A 20376-nucleotide genomic window follows, 5' to 3' on the forward strand; every position below is an offset into this window, starting at 1 on the left:
GGCTTTTCTCATAAAGCAAGTAACAATAACTGGGAATGAGGCCAATTATTATGAGTTCACACTATCTGCAGCAACAGCAGCAAATTAGTAAAGTAAAACAGTTCTTTTCAAGCCAATTAGAACAACAATTAGGGTTAGTTGAAGTACAAGCACCAATCTTGGCAAAGGTGGGCGATGGTATTCAAGATAATCTAAGTGGTACTGAAAATGCTGTCTCGGTCGCAGTAAAAACAATTCCTGGTAGTCAATTTGAAGTAGTTCATTCTTTAGCTAAGTGGAAGCGTAAAACCTTGGCTGATTACGGTTTTTCAGTAGGTGAGGGGCTCTATACGCATATGAAAGCACTTCGCCCTGATGAAGAGTCACTTAGCCCAATTCATTCAGTGTATGTTGATCAATGGGATTGGGAAAAAGTAATTTGCGAGAGCACGGAGCGTACTCTTGATAAGCTTAAAGAAACTGTGACATCACTTTATCAGGCGATTAAAGCAACCGAGCGCTTTGTAGCGAGTGAATTTGATTTAACGCCTTTTTTGCCTGAGCAAATCACCTTTATACATAGTGAGCAGTTGCGCCAGATGTATCCTGACTTTACTGCGAAACAACGTGAAAAAGCGGTGGCGCAAGAATACGGTGCGGTATTCTTAATTGGTATTGGCGGCACACTCGCCGATGGTAAAATTCATGACGTACGGGCACCGGATTATGACGATTGGTCAACGCAAACATGCAGCAAATTTGCAGGCTTAAATGGTGATATTTTAGTTTGGAATCCTGTGCTTGAAGATGCTTTTGAAATATCTTCAATGGGCATTCGCGTAAGCCCTGATGCTTTAGCTACTCAGTTAGCGATTACTGGCGATCAGGCTCGCTTAGAGTTTGATTGGCATAAACAGCTACTTGCGAAAAAGTTTCCGCAAACAATAGGTGGTGGTATTGGCCAATCTCGACTGGCTATGTTGCTGTTACAAAAGCAGCACATTGGACAAGTACAAGTAGGTGTATGGCCTGAGCAACTAAAACAGCAAGTGGAAGGAATTCTTTAAATTAAGATTAATGACCCTGGTAAAAAGAGGCTTTAAGCCTCTTTTTTATTAACTGGTTTTAAACTCTACCTCAACCTTGTTTTCTTCAAGCTTGACCTTACACGGTGGGTATTGGCGGTTTGTACGCAATACTTTGTCGAAAATATGAATTTCTACACCAGAGTGCAGTGTTTTATTAACAATGAGCTTTGCGTCTTCAAGTAAGTCATGTAGGTGGTTCTCAAGCGTTGATAGTTTTTTTTCTAACATTTCAGCTTGCTCGCAGTAATGCATTTGTGTGGCACCTATTTTAGCGAGTAACAGTTTTTTCTTCTCAACATCTTTTACTTGATCCGCTTTTTCTATTGCTTCTTGAAGAGTGTCTAGTTGTGAGTCTGTCTGCGCAAGATCTTTTAGGCATTGATCTGTTTGTGCGGTGACGTCGGCACCTGATGCTGCTAAGTTTATTAACATTTTTGCGCCAGATTCATTGCCAATTTCACCAGCAATAACCATTTGTGCATCTAAAATCTCACCGCCAAACAGTTTGCCCTGTGGGTTATCTTCTTGACCAACTTGTAACAGCTTAGTGGCCTTCATGACACAGTGGCTAGATTGACGTTCAATAAGGATATTATTCGCTTCTAAGTAGCAATATTGGCCATGAGATAAGTGAATATCACCTTGGCAAATAATATTACAGGAAAGACTTTTATCTTCTAGCTGATGGCCAATGACGCCTTGCTTTATTGTGATGTTGCCAGCGGCGGATAAGTTACCTGACTCAACGGTGCCCATTACGGTAATGTCGCCTTTGGCGTTAATACGCATGCCCGGTTCAACGTTGTGAGTAACAATGACGCTACCTTCAAAGTCTACGTGACCACTTTTTACGTTTACATCGGCGATAGTAAAAATGTCATCTACGCGCATTCCGTTGGCGATCTCAACCGGCACACCTGCAATGACAGAAATAAGTTCTAGTGGGTTGTTTTTAGAGATTTCGGTGCCTTCACCTGCGACCAAAGTGAGGCTCTCTCCCGGTTTGGCGGGAAGTACATCGCCTGTTACAGTAAAGCCTTCTTTTCCTGGAGTCGCTGGAATTTGCTTAATCAACAGCACGCCGGGCTCAACGCTAGCTAATTTACCAAAATCACGCATGTCAACAGTGCCATCTTCGCGAAGTTTTGGTTTTTTTAGGCGATCTTTTAGTGTTTCGACTTGTGGCACAAACTTGGATGGCTGACCATCAATTGGAAGACGGCCTTTTGCTAAAACACCTTCTGTTTTGGTGCCTGCTGGTAATTCAAATTGCTGTTGTAATAACTTTTCTAAAAATGCCTGTTTGTAACCTCGTGCTACACCTGCTTTTATTAGCTCTTTTTTGGCGTCTTCTAAGCTCATAACTTTGCCGCCTTCAGCGACTGTTAATTCGCCTATCGCCTGCATTTTGTCATCACTTATTTTTACTTCTAGAGTTGCATCATGTTTAGAGGCAACAACGAGCGTACGCTCATTCGATTCACTTTTAAAAAAGTTATTAATAGAGTCGTGATCAACTCGGCACTCACTATAAGGTGATTTCTCAAGTGCTTCGATGATAAATGCAGCACTTGGTGGCGAATGTTCATGAACATCTAATAAAACGTTGCCATTGTGAGCGAGCTTAAACACGTGGAGATCCTTTTATACAACAATAGTGAAAGGGTTACTTAGTAAACCCAAACCATCTCAAAAATTTAGCTTCTAATTGGTATTCAAGCACTTCAAATAAGGTTTTGATTCACATAATGGTAAAAATCAATAACGCAATATAAATCGCTTTTAAACCAATCGTTTGAACATTTCTTTGAGCCTAATGTTTATCGGTGGTACTTCTTCAAATAAATTGCCAACAAAGGCAAAGTAATACGTTGATATTAAGCCTATTTAAAATGCAAACTATGACATTTTGAGGTGATCTGAATACCTTTACTATACAGATTGCTAGAGAATCGTTGGTGAGTCAAGAATTTCGGATGAGGTAAAATAGAAATTTGTCAATAAAAGTGCCAGCAACAAATAGCTGCTGGCATAACTGATTAGTTTGTTGAAGGCAGCTCCATGATACCGTCAATCTCAATTTGCACACCTTTTGGTAAAGCGCTAATACCAATTGCAGCGCGTGCAGGGTAAGGCTGCTTGAAGTATTGACTCATAACTTCGTTAACAATCGCAAAGTTTGATAAGTCAGTTAAGAAGATATTTACTTTCACCATATCTTGAATTTGACCGCCAGCAGCTTGGCAAACAGCAGATAAATTTTTGAATACTTGGTGCGTTTGTTCAGTAAAGTCTTCTGAGATCACTTCCATTGTTTCTGGCACTAATGGAATTTGACCTGATAAATAAACAGCCGTGCCTACTTTAACTGCTTGGCTGTAAGTACCGATTGCTGCAGGCGCATTATCAGTAGAAATAAATGATTTGTTCATAATTATCCTTGTTACTTTTTACGATAGACTCTTTGTACATCAGGCATCACGCGAATGCGGCGCATAATGTTGGCAACGTGAACACGGTTTTTAACCGTGATACCTAGGTCTATCATGTATAAATTGCTTTCTTTTTCATCGGTGGCTATCTCAACTATGTTAGCTTGGGTTGAGGCTACAACATTGGTTAATTTAGCCAGCGCACCCTGATGATTGATGATCTCAATACGCAGAGCGGCTATATATTCTTTTTCTGGGTTATCGTCCCATTTTACAACTAAGTATTTTGAGCGTTCTTTTTCCCAGCCTCGAATGTTCTTACATTCTTGGCGGTGGACAGTCAGACCCTTACCTTGGCTGATATGAGCTGTGATGGCATCACCTGGTACAGGGCGGCAGCACTTAGAATAGTTAACTAACATGCCTTCTGTGCCTATGATTGTTGCTTTGGCTTTTTTGGCGATGTCATTTATATCTTCAACATCGTCTTGCATCAAGCGTTTAGCAATTAATACGCTCATAAGATTACCTGAACCAATCTCTACGAGTAATTCAAGTAAAGTATTTAGATTATGTTCTTGTAATACTCGACGGATATTTTCATCTGGGATGTCATCTAATTTTGACTCACCAAGTGCAGAATCTAATAAACGGCGACCAAGCAACATCGCTTCTTCATGTTGTTGGCTTTTCAGATAGTTACGTATACCTAAACGTGCTTTACCTGTTACAACAAAGTTTAGCCACGTCGCATTTGGGTGCGCGCCAGAGCTGGTGATTACCTCAACAGTTTGCCCTGTATCGAGAGGTTTGCTCAAAGGGTGAGGCTTACGGTTTACTCTTGCACCCACACAGGTATTACCTACGTCTGTATGTACTGCATATGCAAAGTCAACAGCGGTTGCTCCCATTGGGAGCTCAACGATACGGCCATCTGGCGTGAAAACATAAATTTCCTCTGGGAAGAGTTCAGTTTTAACGTTTTCTACAAATTCAAATGATGAACCAGCACTTTGTTGCAGTTCAAGTAAGCTTTGCATCCATTGGCGAGCGCGTTGTTGCGCAGTATGTCCTGCGTTATCACCGGCTTTTTTATACATCCAATGTGCCGCTACCCCTTTGTCTGCCATATGATCCATATCGTGAGTGCGAATTTGAATCTCAACAGGAATACCATGCGGGCCAACCAAAGAGGTATGTAAAGATTGGTAACCGTTGGTTTTAGGAACCGCTATATAATCTTTAAAGCGGGTTTCAATTGGCTTATAAAGGTTATGTGCCACACCTAGTACGCGGTAACAGGTATCCATGTTATCGACATTGATCCGAAACGCGTAAATATCCATCACTTCGTTAAATGACAGCTCTTTATTTAGCATCTTCTTGTAAATGCTATATAGATGCTTTTCTCGGCCAGAAATGGTGGCGTCGATACCTGATTCTTCTAAGCGTGCTTCTATTTCTGTTTTAATATTGCTAATGACTTCTTTTCGGTTTCCACGGGCTTTGATAACCTCTGATTTCAAAGCGCGATGACGCATTGGGTATAACGCTTGAAAACCTAAATCTTCCAATTCGTTTTTAATATCATGGATACCTAAGCGATTGGCTATCGGGGCATAAATTTCGAGAGTTTCACGGGCAATACGACGGCGTTTGTCTGGGCGAAGTGCGCCTAAGGTGCGCATGTTGTGAGTTCGGTCAGCAAGTTTAATTAAGATCACGCGAATATCTTGGGTCATCGCCATGATCATTTTTCGATAATTTTCAGCCTGAAATTCTTTTTTATCTTTAAAGCTGAGTTTATCTAGCTTACTCACTCCTTCAACAAGCTCAGCAACGGTCTCGCCAAAAATTTCTGCTAAGTCTTGCTGGCTAAAATCGGTATCTTCAATCACATCATGCATCAAAGCTGCCATGAGTGTTTCATGGTCTAAGTGCATGCCGGCAAGTATTTGTGTAACTTCAACTGGATGAGTGATGTAAGGCTCGCCGCTTGAGCGAGTTTGGCCTTCGTGAGCTTCACGGGCGACCACGTATGCTTTTTGAACCAGCTCTATTTCAGCAGGTGGCAAATATTCGGTTATTTTCTTTTTTAGGCCTTCGAATAGATACAAAGTCACACTCCAATGCGCAAATGAAGTAAATCGGTAACGGTATGAATAGAATATACGATGAAAAGAAGGGCTTGCCAACGGCTAGTGTTGAAATACTAGCCGTTAAGCTAAATCAAAGCAGGGCGCTTGATTATTGGTTGCCACCAACGATAGCAGCAACAGCAGCCATTTCTGCTGCTTCTTGATGTTGTTGCTCTTCACGGTCGATCAGGTCCATAGACGAGCTATTTACTAACCCTTTCTCAATTTCACGTAGAGCAATTACAGTAGGTTTATCATTTTCAGCATCAACGAGTGGATCTTTACCACCAACCGCGATTTGGCGGGCACGACGAGCCGCAACTAAAATTAAGTCAAAACGATTACCAATTGCATCTACTGCATCTTCAACAGTTACGCGAGCCATCTTAGCACTCCAAATAAATTCTTAAGCAAAGGCGTAGTTTACTGTACCAAGTTAAATTCGCCAATAGCTTGTGGTTAATTTTTATCTTATTCTTAAAAAAGTATTATTTAAGTAAGTTCTCTAATAGCGCCTGATGGCGCACAGTTTGGCTTTTTAACGATAAACGTTTAGCCATCACGATCGTTTCGATTTCTGAAAGTGCAGTTTCAAAGTCATCGTTTACAACAACGTAATCATATTCATTGTAGTGGGAAGTTTCAGATTGTGCTTTTGCCATCCGTCCGGCAATTACTTCTTGTGAATCTTGACCACGATTATTTAAACGTGATTCAAGTTCTTCTTTTGACGGCGGAAGAATAAAGATAGTCTCAACGTCATCAACTAATTTACGAATTTGCTGAGCACCTTGCCAATCAATATCTAAAAATACGTCGATTCCAGCGTCTAACTGACTCTCGATTGCTTGTTTAGAAGTACCGTAGTAATTATCAAAAACTTGCGCCCATTCAAAAAAGTCATTTTTCTCGATCAATGCTTTAAACGCTTCAACAGAAACAAAATGATAATGAACACCGTTTTCTTCACCTGGTCGAGGTGAACGGGTCGTGTGTGATACTGACACTTTCATATCGTTGTGTTTTTTGAGTAAAGCACTTATAAGGCTTGATTTTCCAGCACCAGAAGGAGCCGATAAGATAAATAAATTTCCGCGAGTTTGCGCCATGATCTGTCTCTAATAAAAAATAAATAGGCTTGGACTATTGCTAACCCAAGCCTTTAATTTATCCATTGTACTTTATTTCGCTAAATGCGCTCAAGTTCACACAAGCGAACCTTTGACATTAAGGAATAAGCTGTATAGATAATCTAAACAGTCTTTTGCAAATTAGATTTTTGCGAAAGCGTCTTGTAGTGGTGGTACTACTTGCTTCTTACGGCTTAATACACCATCTAACCAAACGCGACCGTCTTCTGATTTAACATCATAAGCAGCTTCGATTACTGCTACGTCATCAGACGCAATTAGCATTTCTGAGCCTTCTTTCATGATATCAGTTAACAGGAGTAATACTGAGTGGCGGCCGCCTTCTTCTTTAAGCTTTGCGATGTCTGCTTCAAGATCTGCTTTGATTTCATCAAATACAGCAAGGTCGATAACTTCTAGCTGGCCAATACCTACTAGCTTACCGTTCATATTGAAGTCTTTGAAATCACGCATTACTAAATCGCGTGCTGGCGTGCCTTCAACTGCTGATTTAACCTTGAACATTTCCATGCCAAGTTCTTTGAAATCTTCAATACCAGCGATTTCAGCAAGTGCTTCAACACACTTGATATCAGCCGTTGTGCAAGTTGGTGATTTAAAGATCACAGTGTCGCTTAGGATAGCGCATAACATGATGCCTGCGATATCTTTTGGAATCTCTACGTTGTAGAAGTCATACATCATTTTGATGATAGTGTTTGAACAACCCACTGGGCGGATCCAACACTCAAGTGGTGTTGATGATGTTAAATCGCCTAGTTTGTGGTGATCAACAACACCTACAACACGTGCTTCATCGATGTCATCAGGTGCTTGTGTTTTTTCTGTGTGGTCAACGATATAAACGTCTTCGCCTGCGTAGCTAAGTTTTAGCTCAGGTGCTTCGAAACCGAATTTATCTAGAATAAATTGTGTTTCAGGTGATACTTCACCTAAACGCGTCGGGATCGCAGGTTCATTGATCTGGTTTTTTAAGTAAGCAAGCGCAATTGCACCGCAAATTGAATCTGAATCAGGGATCTTATGACCCACTACATACATTGACATTGACGGAACTCCTTTAAATTTGGCGGATATTTTAGCAAAGTATCGACAGATTGATACATAACAGACATGAAATTTTGTTGATCAATTACAACTGCCAATTAATGTCCTTTTTGGTTACACTTTAAGATATTGAAAACTGAGGAAGATACTGATGCGTTTGAGCCGAAAAGCGTGGAATAATGTGGTGATTATTTCGATGCTACTGATGATTTTTTTCTTCAATGGCCTACATAAAAAGCTCAATACTCAGCCCGTTGAAGAAGGAGTGCAAGCGTTACTCCCAGAGCAAAGCTTCATTTTGGCGATGGCATTTCCAGAATTAAAAATTGAGCGTATCGGCACCTCTTGGCGCAGCCAGTCATTGCAAGAAGCCTCTTGGCAAGGCGATGAACAACAGCTCGAACAACTCGTTGAGCTTTGGCAACATCAAAAACTCACTATTGCCAGTCTTCCTGTTAGTCAAATTTCTCAGTCGTCAGCAGATTATGTTGCTTCTGTGTGGTTAGCCGGGGAGCAATTGCCTGCTGTTTATCAGTTGTACCATATAGATAGTAAATATTATTTATTAGATAAGCGGTTACAGCGGGTGTTTGTGCTTGAGCAAGCTGATGCCGCTAAGTTATTTCCGTTATACCCGTTTTAAGAGAGTCTCAGATGCCTGAATTACCTGAAGTTGAAGTGAGTCGGTTGGGGATCACCCCACATGTGCTGGGTCAAACTGTTGCTAAAGTAAATATTCACAATGCGAGCATGCGTTGGCCAGTGCCGGATGATGTCTATCAATTACAAGGCCTTAAAGTGACATCAATTGAGCGCAGAGCAAAATATTTACTACTCGGCTGTGAGCTCGGTAGTGTTATTTTGCACTTGGGGATGTCGGGTAATTTGCGTGTTGTTAATGCAGATGAACCATTGAAAAAACACGATCATATTGAGTTTATTTTGGCTTCAGGTAAAGCGTTGCGGCTTAACGATGCTCGCCGCTTTGGTGCTTGTTTATGGCAGGCGCCAGGTGAATGCCATACTTTGCTGAGTAAGCTTGGGCCGGAGCCATTAACAGATGAGTTTGTGGCACAGCGTGTTTACGAACAGTCGAGAAACAAAAAAGTACCGATTAAACAGTTTATTATGGATAACGCGGTGGTAGTTGGTGTAGGTAATATCTACGCTAACGAATCGTTATTTAAAGCGGGGATCCATCCAAAGCGAGAAGCTGGCAAGGTTTCTTTGCAGCGTTATCAGCAATTAGTGCCTATTATTAAAGAGACACTCGCTGCAGCCATCACGCAAGGCGGCACAACGTTAAAAGATTTTGCTCAAAGTGATGGTAAGCCAGGTTATTTTGCCCAGCAATTACTGGTGTATGGCCGCAAAGGTGAGCCATGTGTTAATTGCGAGGAGCCATTAAAAGAAATTAGATTAGGACAAAGAAGCACAGTGTACTGCTCTAATTGTCAAAAATAACAACGAATCCCTCATCTATGTAGTATTGCAACAGATAGCAAGATAGAGACAGGCTTAAGGAATGAGAAGGTTGTATGCTATTAAACAAATACCTCATAGGATATGTGTTGGTAATGGTGCTTGTTGGTTGCTCAAAAGAGCAACCAAACAAGGTAATTGAAGAAGTTGTTACTGCTAAGGTCAAACAGTTTGATGTGCCATTATACGGAAACTACGTGGCACGCACAGATGCGTCGCTGGATGTTGAAGTACGCGCGCGGATCACAGGCTTTGTAGAAAGTGTTGAGTTTGTCGAAGGAAGCTGGGTTGATGAAGGGGATTTACTCTATACCATTGACGATAGACCTTACCGAGCCAAGCTTAATCGCGTTAAAGCGGCGCTGCAAAAAGACCAAGCAGCGTTGGCTAAAGCCAAACGGGATGTAACTCGTTTAAAACCCCTTTACGAGCAAGATGCAGCAAGCCAGCTCGACTACGACAACGCTATTTCTATTCAAGAGCAAGCGCAAGCGTCATTATCAGCAACCCAAGCAGAGCTTGAAGAAACGAAGCTCGAACTCGAATATACCCGCATTACAGCGCCAATTAGTGGCATGGTAGGTAGCTCTGAAGCTGATTTAGGTGCGCTAGTCGGCACTAACGGTATTTCTTTGCTAACCACTATTCAGCAAATAGATCCTATCTACGTTAATTTTAATATGTCGGCACTGGATTACTTAAACGCAAAACGCCGTATGAGTAGTTTGATGGATCAGCTACAAGCCGAACAAAAAGGTAAAGCGCTTGAAGGATTCGTGCGTATTTCTTTGCCAGATGGCAGCGAATATCGCTACTGGGGTGATGTGAGCTTTACTGACCCTAAGATTAGCCCGAAAACAGGCACCTTTAAAGTACGGGCACAATTACCCAATCCCGACAGTGAGTTATTACCAGGCCAATATACTAAAGCGCGTATAAAGTTGTCGCAGATCAGTAACGCCATTGTAGTACCTGAAGAGGCTACGCAAGTTGAGCAAGGTGGTATTTATGTGATGGTGGTGCTTGATTCAGGTGCGATAGAGCGGCGCTTTATTGTTGTTGAGCATTATGGTGAGCAAGGTATTGTGGTCAGCGGTGGCTTGAGTGCGGGTGAACTAGTCGTGGTTAAAGGCTTGCATCGTATTCGTCATGGCCAACAAGTGAAAGCGATTTCACTCGAGGAGTTTGAAAAGCATCAACTAACCCCAAACGCCGATCATCAACTGCTCGCCCCAGATAAACCTGCAAAACAGGAAGATAAAAATAAAGCGCAGGGAGTTTAATTATGTTTTCGCATTTTTTTATTAAGCGCCCGGTGTTTGCCATTGTTATTTCGCTAGTTATTTTACTCACTGGCCTGGTCTCGCTTTTTACTTTGCCAATTGATCAATACCCCGATATCGCTCCGCCATCGGTTAAAGTGTCGGCTTCATTTCCGGGAGCAACCGCCGAAACCGCATCTGAATCTGTAGCTATTCCACTTGAGCAAGAATTAAATGGCACGCCAAACATGTTGTATATGGAGTCAAAGGCCACTAACTCGGGGAGTGTTGGGATCACACTTACCTTTGATGTTGGCACTGACCCAAATCTCGCCCTTGTAGATGTGCAAAATACAGCAAGCCAAGCTGGCAGTAATTTACCTGTTGATGTGCAAACTGAAGGGGTGACAGTGTCTAATGAAAGCTCAGTCGAGCTTTTGAAGCTAGCGCTGACATCTGATGACCCTCGCTATGACGAAATCTACTTGAGTAACTATGCCAGCATTAATGTTGAAGCGGCTTTAAAGCGCGTACCAGGGGTTGGGCGAGTTCGTAATACCGGTTCGCGCTCTTATGCTATGCGGGTCTGGTTAAAACCTGACATTTTAGCGGGCTATGAATTAACCGTGAATGATGTGAGTGCAGCAATCAAAGCACAAAACAAAGAGGCCGCTGCCGGTGAGATAGGTGCACAACCTATGAAAGATGCCATTAAACTTAACTTTCCGGTACGAGCGCAAGGAAGGCTTAATAAGGTTGATGAGTTTAATAATATTATGTTGCGAGTTAATAGTGATGGCTCGATGATTCGCTTGCGGGATGTCGCAAGGGTTGAGCTGGCTTCCTCTGCGTATACCTTAAACTCAAAACTCAATGAACAACCAGCCACTATTTTACAGGTTTATATGTTGCCAGGCTCTAATGCATTAGCGGTTACTGAGCGTGTTAAGGCAGAGATGGAGCGCTTGAGCGCGGCTTTTCCGAAGGGAGTGAAATGGCAGTTGTTTTATGATGCCTCTGAGTTCATCAAGCTGTCGATTAATGAGGTGATCAATACCCTTATTCAAGCACTAGTTTTAGTGATTTTAGTGGTGTACTTATTTTTGCAAAATTGGCGAACGACCTTGATACCTGCTTTAGCTGTGCCAGTGTCGATAATTGGTACTTTTATCGCCTTGGCTGCATTTGGTTTTACCATCAACAATGTCAGTTTATTGGCTATGGTTTTGGCAATCGGTATCGTCGTTGATGATGCGATTGTGGTGGTCGAAAGTGTTGAGCGACTGATCAATGAGCAAAATATGGAGGTAATTGCTGCCACTAAACAAGCCATGACAGAGCTTTCAGGTGCCATAGTAGCAACGTCTTTAGTACTTGCAGCGGTGTTTGTGCCGGTGTCGTTTTTAGCCGGTATTACAGGCATTATGTACCGTGAATTTGCGATTTCAATTACCGTTGCCGTGCTCATATCAACCTTAGTTGCTTTGACCTTGAGCCCCGCTTTATGTGCGATTTTCTTAAAACCTAGTACCCCCTCAAAGAATAAGGTTTTTGTTAAGTTTAATAGCTGGCTTGAAGGTATTGGCGAAAAATACACCTGGCTTGTAAAGGCTAGCTGTGCAAAAGCAAAACGCAGCTACATTGCCTTTTTTATTATGTTAGTAGGAGGCTATTTTATGTTTAGCCAACTACCAAGCAGCTTTATGCCGCAAGAAGATCAAGGGCGCTTTTTTGTTGATATTACCTTGCCAGATGCGGCAACGGTTTCACGTACCAATGAAGTAATAAGCAAAGCAAACCAATTTGTTATGAGCCATGCGGGGGTGGCTTATTCGTTCACTCTCGCGGGTGAAAACCGCCGTGCTGGTAGTGCGCAATCGCATGGTCAAATGGAGGTGATTTTACAACCTTGGCAAGTGCGTGCGGAGCAAGGATTTACGGTCACAAGTGTGATGAATGATATACGTAAGCAGCTGTATGCCATTCCCGATGCTGAGTTTAATGTGTTTCAACCATCAGCTGTGGCAGGGCTTGGTTCGGGCTCTGGCGTTGAGTTTGCACTACAAGAAAAAACAGGAGGCAACTTAACAAGCCTAGTTGAATCGCTTGAGGTTTTACTGGCAAATTTAAATAACCGCCCTGAAGTTGCTAAAGCAAGTAGCTCACTACGTGGCTCAGTACCTCAGCTGTTTTTAGAGTTAGATAGAGAAAAAGCCATGGCATTAGAGGTGCCGATTGCCGATGTCTACAGCACAATGAAAGTGCTTACTGGCTCATCAACAATTAACGACTTCAACTTATTTGGCCGGGTTTATCGGGTTAAAGTTCAAGCTGAAGATGAATTTAGAGCACGCCCTGAAAACCTCAACGAATTTTATGTGCGTTCTAAAAATGGCGCTATGGTGCCATCAAATGTGCTTGCTAAGCTTAATCTAACAACCGGTCCGTCTGCGATAAATCGCTTTAATATGTTTACCAGTGCCATGGTGAATGTGTCACCAGCTGCTGGCTATGCATCGGGTGACGTGATTAAAGTAATTAAAGAGGAAGTGGCTAAATTACCAACAAATATTGGTTATGAATGGACAGGCTTAACTTATCAAGAAATTCGCTCATCCGGTCAACTAGGTATTGCGGTGAGTTTGGCGATTGTGTTTGTTTTTTTGTTTTTAGCAGCGCTTTATGAAAGTTGGGCATTACCATTTGCGGTATTACTTATCAGCCCTATTGCCATGTTAGGGGCCTCTATATTGACCTTGGTGACGGGGCATGAAAACAACTTATTTTTTCAAGTCGCGTTTATTGCATTGATAGGCCTTGCAGCGAAAAACTCTATATTGATTGTTGAAGTGGCTAATCAGCTTTACCAAGAAGGTATGAATGCCGTTGATGCTGCAATAGAAGCCGCCCGTTCTCGTTTTCGACCCATCTTAATGACCGCAGCCTCTTTTGTGCTTGGCGTTTTGCCGTTAGTACTAGCCTCTGGCCCCGGAGCAGTTGGTCGGCAGTCGGTTTCTATGCCTATTTTAGGAGGGATGTTACTGGCAAGCTCTATTGGCATCATATTAGTGCCGTTGTTTTTTATTACCGCTGCACGGTTTGTAAAAAAACAGCAAGCACCCGCCTCTAAAGTGTTAGCAAAGGAGCAAGTTGATGCATAAATTGTTGCCATTGTTTTGTTTTGCTTGCTTACAAGGCTGTGCTGTTGGCCCTGATTTTGAAGTGCCTGAGCATAGCAAAGTCACTAACTTTATGGGGGCCGCAGCAACGCCACAGTCTGAAGCTTTAGCTGGCTGGAAGCAAATATATAGCGACCCACATTTGCAAAAACTGATTAGCCAAGCGCTGGTTAATAATCAAGATATGTTAATTGCGCAATCGAAAATTATCGAAGCGAGAGCTCGATATCGAATTACCGATGCCGCTTTATGGCCTGATGTAAGCTTTGGGCTTACTTCAGAACGAGAAGAAGAGCTTAATAGTAGCCCTGAAAACTCATTTGATTTAAAAGGTTACTTAAGTTGGGAGCTAGACTTATTTGGCAGTAATCGGCGCGCAAGCGAAGCCGCACTGGCAAATTATTATAGCCAAGAGCAAGCTCGCAATGCGTTGCAGCTCGCCTTGATTGCTGATGTGGCACAGCAGTTTTTTGCTCTTAAAGAAGTAGAAGAGCAATTAAAAATTAGCCTAAGTACAATTAAGCTTCGTGAGAAAGAGCTTGAAATTGCGCGTATTCGTAAAAAAGGCGGTATTATTTCAGGGCTAGAACAACGCCAAGCTGAAGTAGAGTTAGAATCAGCAAAGGTGAAGATCCCGCCATTACAGCACAGTGAAAGGCGGATTATTAATCAGTTAAAGTTTTTAATTGGTGATGCCAATGCTGATGTGCAAGGGGGTAATGAGTTATCTGTGCAAACCCTTCCTAAGCAACTACCAACAGGGATACCTAGCGAACTGTTAAAGCGTAGGCCAGATGTGCAACAAGCAATGTATCAATGGCAAGCAGCAATGGCTGAGATTGGGGTCGCAAAAGCGGCGTTATTTCCAAAACTTAATTTGTATGCTGAGCTTGGTAGTGAAAGTACTGATTTTAGTGATTTGCTTGCCAGTAATTCGCAGGTTTGGTTGCTGGGCTCAGAGCTGTTAATGCCAATATTTAATATGGGCCGCAATCAGGCAAATTTAACGGTTGCGGAACAAAGGGCTTATCAGGCAAGTATCAAATACCAAAAAACAGTGCTGGTGGCACTGCAAGAAGTGAGCAATCAGTTATCGAACTACCAGTCGGCAGAGCAAAGCTATGATGCGCAAAGAAGCTTGGTGCTCAGTAGTCAAGATTACTACCGCTTAGCACGCCTTAGGTATAGCAATGGTGTTGCTAGTTCACTTGACTTAATGGATGCGCAGCGGCAGTTATTTTCGGCAGAAATAGCGTTATCGCAGGCAAAGAATGACCGTCTGCAAAGCCTAGCAACGCTCTATAAAGCCCTTGGTGGTGGATGGTATGATACCAATCCGCAATAATACTTAATCATTTTGAGGGATTAAACCTGTCGCTATCTGCGTTAAAAATTTCTGATTTAGAACAACTAAATAACGAAATTTTTGCCTTGCTATCAACGAGGTTTTATTGCCTCAAAATAGATCACTTAATTAAGCGAATTGGTATGAATTGAGCGAACAGGAATTAGAAAAAGAAAAAGTAGTGGATTAATTTAAAGAGCATGCAAAAGCATGCTCTTTAAACACTTATAACTCAAATGGTGCTACGCCAACGGCTTTCATCTTGTAGCCTACTTGAGCAATTTCACCAGACCAGGTTTCTGTGCTGATAACGCCTGTCACTACGATCGCATCGTACAGGCTTTCGATTGGCACACCGCCTTTAATAGTAACATGCACAATTTGGTTTGGTGGCGGTGGTGGTACGTGAATACACGCTCCAAAATAAGGCACTAGTAAAAACTCAGTGATCACTTCGCTATCGCCTTCTAGTGGTACCACAAAACCAGGCAAACTCACTGATTTTCCATCAAGCTCCTTTACCACAGGCGCATCAAGGTCTGGTTGCACCCAGTTTTGCTCGCTACCTTCATGGTTTGCTTGTGCTTGGGTGTCGATTTGGACATGACCTTTGGGAATTAAATCTTCCCAGAAAATTTCTTTTGGTGCGCCAGCATTGGCTGTAGCGCACACAAATAATGTGACTAAAGCGACGAGTTTTCGAAAAAACGGCATAACATTCCTTAAATTTTAATACTCATACCATCAGCAAGAGAGTAGAAATACGCACGGGTTGCAGGAATTAACCCAACAATAAAGCCTGCGACCATTATCGCAGCTAAGAGCATAAGTTCATAGGATGACAATAAAGCTATATTTAGGCTTATTCCGGCATGGCTTTGCAAGTAATCTGCGCCGAGTAGCATTAAAGCATAGAACAATGCGGTGCCAACAATGCAGCCAAGCCCTGTAATGAGTAACGATTCGACACTGATCAAGGTGAAAATATGCCAAGGCCGTGCGCCAACAGAGCGTAAAATAGCAAGCTCTCTGCGGCGTTGATTTAAGCTTGAAAGCAGGCTCGTTAACATGCCAAGTAAACTGATCAGTACCACGACAATAGAAAATAACAGCAAGATTTTTTCCACGATAGAAAGCATTTCCCAAAGTTCACGCAAGGTAACGCCCGGCATAATGGCAAGCAGTGCTTCATCTTTGTATTGGTTGATATTACGACGCACTTGTAAGGTATAAAGCGGAGAGTCAAAACCAAGTAAAAAAGCGGTTATTTGTTTTGGTGTACCCACTAAATCAACATCATCATGCTGGTCGTGGTCGTGGTCGTGGTCGTGGTCGTGGTCGTGGTCATGGTCGTGGTCGTGGTCATGGTCATTTGCATCAGCCTGAGCGGGTTGATGTTGATGAGCATGGCCGCCATGAATCTCATCAATTGCTGCCAGTGGAATATGTAGGGTTTTATCAACAGGCGTCCCCGTTGCTTTTAAAATACCAACCACTTTAAATGGGTTATCGTCATGGTTATGAAAGCTGGTATTGCCCATGCCGTGTGCAATCACCACTTCATCGCCAAGCTGATAGCCTAAGGTGTTGGCAACCTCAGCACCTAACACAACCTCAAACAAGTGATTAAATTCATGACCTTGTGAAAAGCTTAACGGTTGCTTTTTAGCAAAGCGATAGTGCTCAAAATAGTCTTTATTTGTGCCAAGCACAGCTAAGCCTTTGTGGCTGTCGCCAAGCGACATAGGAATAGCCCATTTTACGCCGCGTTGCCCTGTGATGTATTGGTAACTTTTCCAGCTCACGCCATTGTTAGCATGACCAATACGAAATACTGAAGACAGCAATAGTTGGATGTCACCGGTACGTGCGCCAACAATTAAATCAGTGCCTGAAATTGTATTGCTAAAGCTACTTTTGGCATCGACTCGAACGCGCTCAATCGACATCAGTAGCATCACGCTTATGGCTATTGTAAACAAAGTGAGTAGGGCGCTGGCTTTACGGTTTAATAAACTTTTTGTGGCGAGTTTAATGAGTAGCATCTGTGCCTCCTTGTAACTCGACCAGGCTGATACTGCGGGTAAATAGTGTTTGTAATGTTTCATCATGACTAACAAAAATTAGCGTGCTATTTGCTGCGCTTGCCTGCTCAAATAACAATTTTACGAAGGCTTGGCGATTTTGCGTGTCGAGTGCTGAGGTCGGTTCATCTGCAATGATAATTTCAGGGCTGCCAATAAAGGCTCGTGCTGCGGCAACTCTTTGTTGCTGACCAATGCTCAGCTGTGCAACTGCTTGATGCTGCAAGTTATTGTTTAGTCCTAAAGCAGTGAGTAAGCGGCTTGCTTCAGCGGCTATTGTTGTACTATTTTTTAATGCGTTTTTTTGCCTTTGCTTTGAAAATTGGCAACCTAAGGTCACGTTTTCAATGGGCGATAAATAGGGTAGTAAATTAAAGTTTTGAAAAATATAGCCAATATGGTCGGCACGAAAACGGTCACGTTGACTGTTGCTAAGCTCGTTTATCGCCTTATTAAGTAATTCGATACGACCTTGATTAGGAATAGTAACACCAGCGAGCAGTGATAATAAGGTTGATTTACCACAGCCGCTTGGACCATGAAGAAAAACATGTTCGCCTTGATCAATATCTAATTTAGAAATATTGATCGTCGGCTCAGGTTGTTTTGTGTGCCACTTGAATAGCACGTTTGCAAGCGTGATCATAACGACCTATCAATTGTTACCATCGCCAGTAATTTAATTTTTTGCGCATCTTAAAGTTACGAATAAAGTTACGTGGTTTTGGCTTAAGTGCTGGATTGCTCAATAGTAATTCATTGCTTGCAGCAAGTACACGTTGACTCGATAAGCCGTCTTGATATGGGTGAAGCTGTTGACAAAACTGCTCAATTTTTTCCATTAATTCAGCTGGTCGTGTAAAGGCATAATCTATCGCCTCAGTTAGCTTATCGGCATCAGTGATATCTATTAGGTGTTCGCCAGGTGCTTGGTTACAGAAAGTGACAACAGGCTTTCTTTGTAAGATAAACATCAACAAAATAGACGATGTATCACATAGCATGACATCTGCCGCTTGTAATAGCGGTAATACATTATCGGTCTCGACAAAGGTAAGATTCTCATTTTGAAGCGCTTTGTATTTCGCAACAAGCTCGCTTGGCATTTTCGGGTGAAACTGCATTAAAATACGCCACTTTCCTTGCTCACTGTACGCTTTTATCTGCTCGTATAATTTAGGGGCAAGAGATAGGTTGCGAGAAAATGTTGAACAAATTAAAAGCGTTTGCCTTTGATCGCTTTCATCTATGTATGGATTGTTCGCCATTTTCGAAAATAACGGATCAAGAGTTGGCCAACCTGTTTCTTTGGTTATAAAAAAGCCATGTGCTTTAGCTAACTCTGAAAATCTTTTACTCGTATTTGGGCCTTGAGTGCAATATAAGTCAAAACAACCTCTTATATTGAAGTGATCTTCATATCCTCTTCGATTTAACTTTCCTGAGTTAAAGCCATGAAAAACAGCTACTTTTTTACCGGGTATAAAGTTTGGAATAATATTGCCAGGTATAAAAGAAATATCCGGATTCCAATCTATTACCGATTCAATTGAAGTGAGACAAGATTCATCAGAGTGCAAAAAGTCAGGATTAACTTCATCACCCTCTAAAAACCATTTTACTTCGCCTCCGCGCGCTAGAATCTCTTTCTGTAAAGGGCGCAAAATAGCGTAAGAGTAGTTTTGAGAAATATACATTAAGTATTTTTTGTCTGCTGTAGCTGCTAAATAATCCAAGAACACCTCCTATTGCGAGACAATATTATAACGAAATCGCGGTTATGACAGCAAAATTACAGAATCGTGAATTATTTATTGTGTTTAGCGTTCTTGATTATGCGCAGATAACCGGGCAATGATTGAGCTTTAAGCACGTCTGGATTATTATAGGCGGCCATAACCCCAATCCCATACATGTGCTCACAGGAGCATGCCAAATACTATCGGAGATAGCATGACTAGCTATAAAGTTTTAGACGTAAACGATGATTTACCGATCCGTACAAAAGGTGCGGTTCATAGTGGTAAAGTGCGTTCAGTTTATTGGTTAACTGATGAAGACAGCGCTCGTTTAATTAGTGAAAAAGGGTACCAAGTTCCAAAAGGTACTGAGCTGGCTATTATGGTTATTTCTGACCGCATTTCAGCGTTTGATTGTATTTGGCAAGGTGAAAACGGCTTAAATGGCGTGCCAGGTAAAGGGATTGCACTGAACTCAGTGGCATCTCATTGGTTTAAGTTATTTGATAAAGCAGGCCTTGCAGGTAATCACATTGTTGATATTCCTCATCCATATGTGTGGATTGTCCGTAAAGCGAGTACGGTTAAAGTAGAAGCGATTGCTCGTCAGTATATTACGGGTAGCATGTGGCGTGATTACGCTAAAGGTACGCGTAATTTCTGTGGTATTGATTTACCTGAGGGCTTAGCCGCGAACCAGAAGCTAGAAGAAGTGTTAATCACGCCATCAACCAAAGGCATTATCCGCGGTGTTGCTGATATTCCAGAAGTTGATGATGTGAATATCACGCGTGAAAACATCACGAATAACTTAGCTGTTTTTAACTTTAAGTCTGAAGACGATGTCGCTAAATACGAGCAATTACTTGTTGAGGGCTTTAAGCTGATCAGTGATGAACTTGCACAGCTAGACCAAATCTTTGTCGATACTAAGTTTGAATTTGGTTATGTTGAAGACATTGATGGCTCAGATAAGCTTATTTACATCGATGAAGTGGGTACACCTGATTCATCACGCATTTGGGATGGCCCTGCTTATCGTGACGGTAAAATTATTGAAAACTCAAAAGAGGGTTTCCGTCAGTTATTAATTAATAACGTACCAGACAGCGACGTGTTATTAAATAAAGACCGCATGGATGAGCGCGAGCAGTTAGCAAAAGATTACACATTGCCAGAATCTGTGATGCTTGAAGTGTCTAATACCTATGTTGGCATTGCCAGCAAAATAATTGGGCAAGAAATTACGATTCCAGCTGATCCTCGTAGTGAGGTCATTGCGATATTAGATAAAGAGTACGGCTTAATTAAGCACGGTTAACTTTTATCAATCAGATTTAGCAATTTGCTAGGTCAATAATACTAAAGCCAAGCTTTTTTCTAAGAAAACAGCTTGGCTTTTTCTTGCTTTTAACGCTTCTAGTCATTAACTTAAACTAAGATTAACCTA

General features: G+C 42.0%; 17 protein-coding genes. 7 read left to right on the plus strand and 10 right to left on the minus strand.

The genetic code is table 11. From position 1 onward, the window contains the following. Nucleotides 1–50: 50 nt before the first annotated feature. The gene (asnA, locus tag ACSFVZ_RS00930) at nt 51–1046 is read left to right on the plus strand and encodes an aspartate--ammonia ligase (protein WP_135926157.1); all 996 of its coding nucleotides are present in this window, start codon (nt 51–53) and stop codon (nt 1044–1046) included. 48 nt (nt 1047–1094) lie between these two features. On the opposite strand, the gene ACSFVZ_RS00935 is transcribed toward asnA, so the two are convergent. The 6 genes from ACSFVZ_RS00935 to ACSFVZ_RS00960 form a co-directional block, all read right to left on the minus strand. Next, nucleotides 1095–2699, minus strand: coding sequence for a flagellar assembly protein A (locus tag ACSFVZ_RS00935; RefSeq protein ID WP_138557035.1), 1605 nt, complete (start codon nt 2697–2699; stop codon nt 1095–1097). A gap of 407 nt (nt 2700–3106) precedes the next feature. After that, complete coding sequence (gene ridA, locus ACSFVZ_RS00940; RefSeq protein WP_135926155.1) at nt 3107–3499, minus strand: deaminase RidA; 393 nt, start codon at nt 3497–3499, stop codon at nt 3107–3109. An 11-nt stretch (nt 3500–3510) separates the two neighbouring features. Further along, nucleotides 3511–5616 (minus strand): bifunctional GTP diphosphokinase/guanosine-3',5'-bis pyrophosphate 3'-pyrophosphohydrolase, encoded by a 2106-nt coding sequence (spoT, locus tag ACSFVZ_RS00945; protein WP_135926154.1) that lies wholly within the window; start codon nt 5614–5616, stop codon nt 3511–3513. A 130-nt stretch (nt 5617–5746) separates the two neighbouring features. After that, nucleotides 5747–6022 carry a DNA-directed RNA polymerase subunit omega gene (gene rpoZ, locus ACSFVZ_RS00950; protein ID WP_036973056.1) on the minus strand — a complete coding sequence of 92 codons (276 nt, stop codon included), beginning with the start codon at nt 6020–6022 and terminating at the stop codon, nt 5747–5749. A 103-nt stretch (nt 6023–6125) separates the two neighbouring features. Next, nucleotides 6126–6746 carry a guanylate kinase gene (gene gmk, locus ACSFVZ_RS00955; RefSeq protein WP_135926153.1) on the minus strand — a complete coding sequence of 207 codons (621 nt, stop codon included), beginning with the start codon at nt 6744–6746 and terminating at the stop codon, nt 6126–6128. A gap of 162 nt (nt 6747–6908) precedes the next feature. Then, nucleotides 6909–7835: a manganese-dependent inorganic pyrophosphatase gene (locus ACSFVZ_RS00960; RefSeq protein WP_138557034.1), complete on the minus strand. Its 927-nt coding sequence runs from the start codon at nt 7833–7835 to the stop codon at nt 6909–6911. Nucleotides 7836–7986: 151 nt separating this feature from the next. Between ACSFVZ_RS00960 and ACSFVZ_RS00965 the strand changes: the two genes are divergently transcribed. The 5 genes from ACSFVZ_RS00965 to ACSFVZ_RS00985 all read left to right on the plus strand — a co-directional run bounded on the left by ACSFVZ_RS00965 (nt 7987) and on the right by ACSFVZ_RS00985 (nt 15103). Then, nucleotides 7987–8478 (plus strand): hypothetical protein, encoded by a 492-nt coding sequence (locus ACSFVZ_RS00965; RefSeq protein ID WP_199527348.1) that lies wholly within the window; start codon nt 7987–7989, stop codon nt 8476–8478. Between the two features lie 11 nt (nt 8479–8489). Further along, nucleotides 8490–9299, plus strand: coding sequence for a bifunctional DNA-formamidopyrimidine glycosylase/DNA-(apurinic or apyrimidinic site) lyase (gene mutM, locus ACSFVZ_RS00970; RefSeq protein WP_138557032.1), 810 nt, complete (start codon nt 8490–8492; stop codon nt 9297–9299). 74 nt (nt 9300–9373) lie between these two features. Continuing rightward, nucleotides 9374–10600, plus strand: coding sequence for an efflux RND transporter periplasmic adaptor subunit (locus ACSFVZ_RS00975; protein WP_435557930.1), 1227 nt, complete (start codon nt 9374–9376; stop codon nt 10598–10600). A gap of 2 nt (nt 10601–10602) precedes the next feature. Beyond that, entirely contained in the window at nt 10603–13740 is a 3138-nt protein-coding gene (locus tag ACSFVZ_RS00980) for an efflux RND transporter permease subunit (RefSeq protein ID WP_435557931.1), read from the plus strand. After that, on the plus strand, nt 13733–15103 hold the full coding sequence (locus ACSFVZ_RS00985) for an efflux transporter outer membrane subunit (RefSeq protein WP_435557932.1): 1371 nt from the start codon (nt 13733–13735) through the stop codon (nt 15101–15103). The genes ACSFVZ_RS00980 and ACSFVZ_RS00985 overlap by 8 nt, the downstream gene beginning before the upstream one ends. A 225-nt stretch (nt 15104–15328) precedes the next feature. On the opposite strand, the gene ACSFVZ_RS00990 is transcribed toward ACSFVZ_RS00985, so the two are convergent. From ACSFVZ_RS00990 to ACSFVZ_RS01005, 4 genes are read right to left on the minus strand one after another with little or no spacing between them, the layout of a single operon-like run. Further along, on the minus strand, nt 15329–15817 hold the full coding sequence (locus tag ACSFVZ_RS00990) for a DUF3299 domain-containing protein (protein ID WP_135926146.1): 489 nt from the start codon (nt 15815–15817) through the stop codon (nt 15329–15331). A gap of 8 nt (nt 15818–15825) precedes the next feature. After that, complete coding sequence (locus tag ACSFVZ_RS00995) at nt 15826–17148, minus strand: ABC transporter permease (protein WP_435557933.1); 1323 nt, start codon at nt 17146–17148, stop codon at nt 15826–15828. After that, nucleotides 17135–17833 (minus strand): ABC transporter ATP-binding protein, encoded by a 699-nt coding sequence (locus ACSFVZ_RS01000; protein ID WP_435557934.1) that lies wholly within the window; start codon nt 17831–17833, stop codon nt 17135–17137. Before ACSFVZ_RS01000 ends, ACSFVZ_RS00995 begins: the two co-directional genes overlap by 14 nt. Nucleotides 17834–17849: 16 nt before the next feature. After that, on the minus strand, nt 17850–18923 hold the full coding sequence (locus tag ACSFVZ_RS01005; protein ID WP_235403855.1) for a CDP-glycerol glycerophosphotransferase family protein: 1074 nt from the start codon (nt 18921–18923) through the stop codon (nt 17850–17852). Nucleotides 18924–19140: 217 nt separating this feature from the next. Here ACSFVZ_RS01005 and ACSFVZ_RS01010 point away from each other — a divergent pair, with 217 nt between their 5' ends. Further along, nucleotides 19141–20247 carry a phosphoribosylaminoimidazolesuccinocarboxamide synthase gene (locus tag ACSFVZ_RS01010; RefSeq protein WP_138557026.1) on the plus strand — a complete coding sequence of 369 codons (1107 nt, stop codon included), beginning with the start codon at nt 19141–19143 and terminating at the stop codon, nt 20245–20247. The last annotated feature ends 129 nt before the right edge of the window (nt 20248–20376 follow it).

Source organism: Pseudoalteromonas nanhaiensis (assembly GCF_051235485.1).
GTDB classification, from domain to species: Bacteria; Pseudomonadota; Gammaproteobacteria; order Enterobacterales; family Alteromonadaceae; genus Pseudoalteromonas; species Pseudoalteromonas lipolytica_C.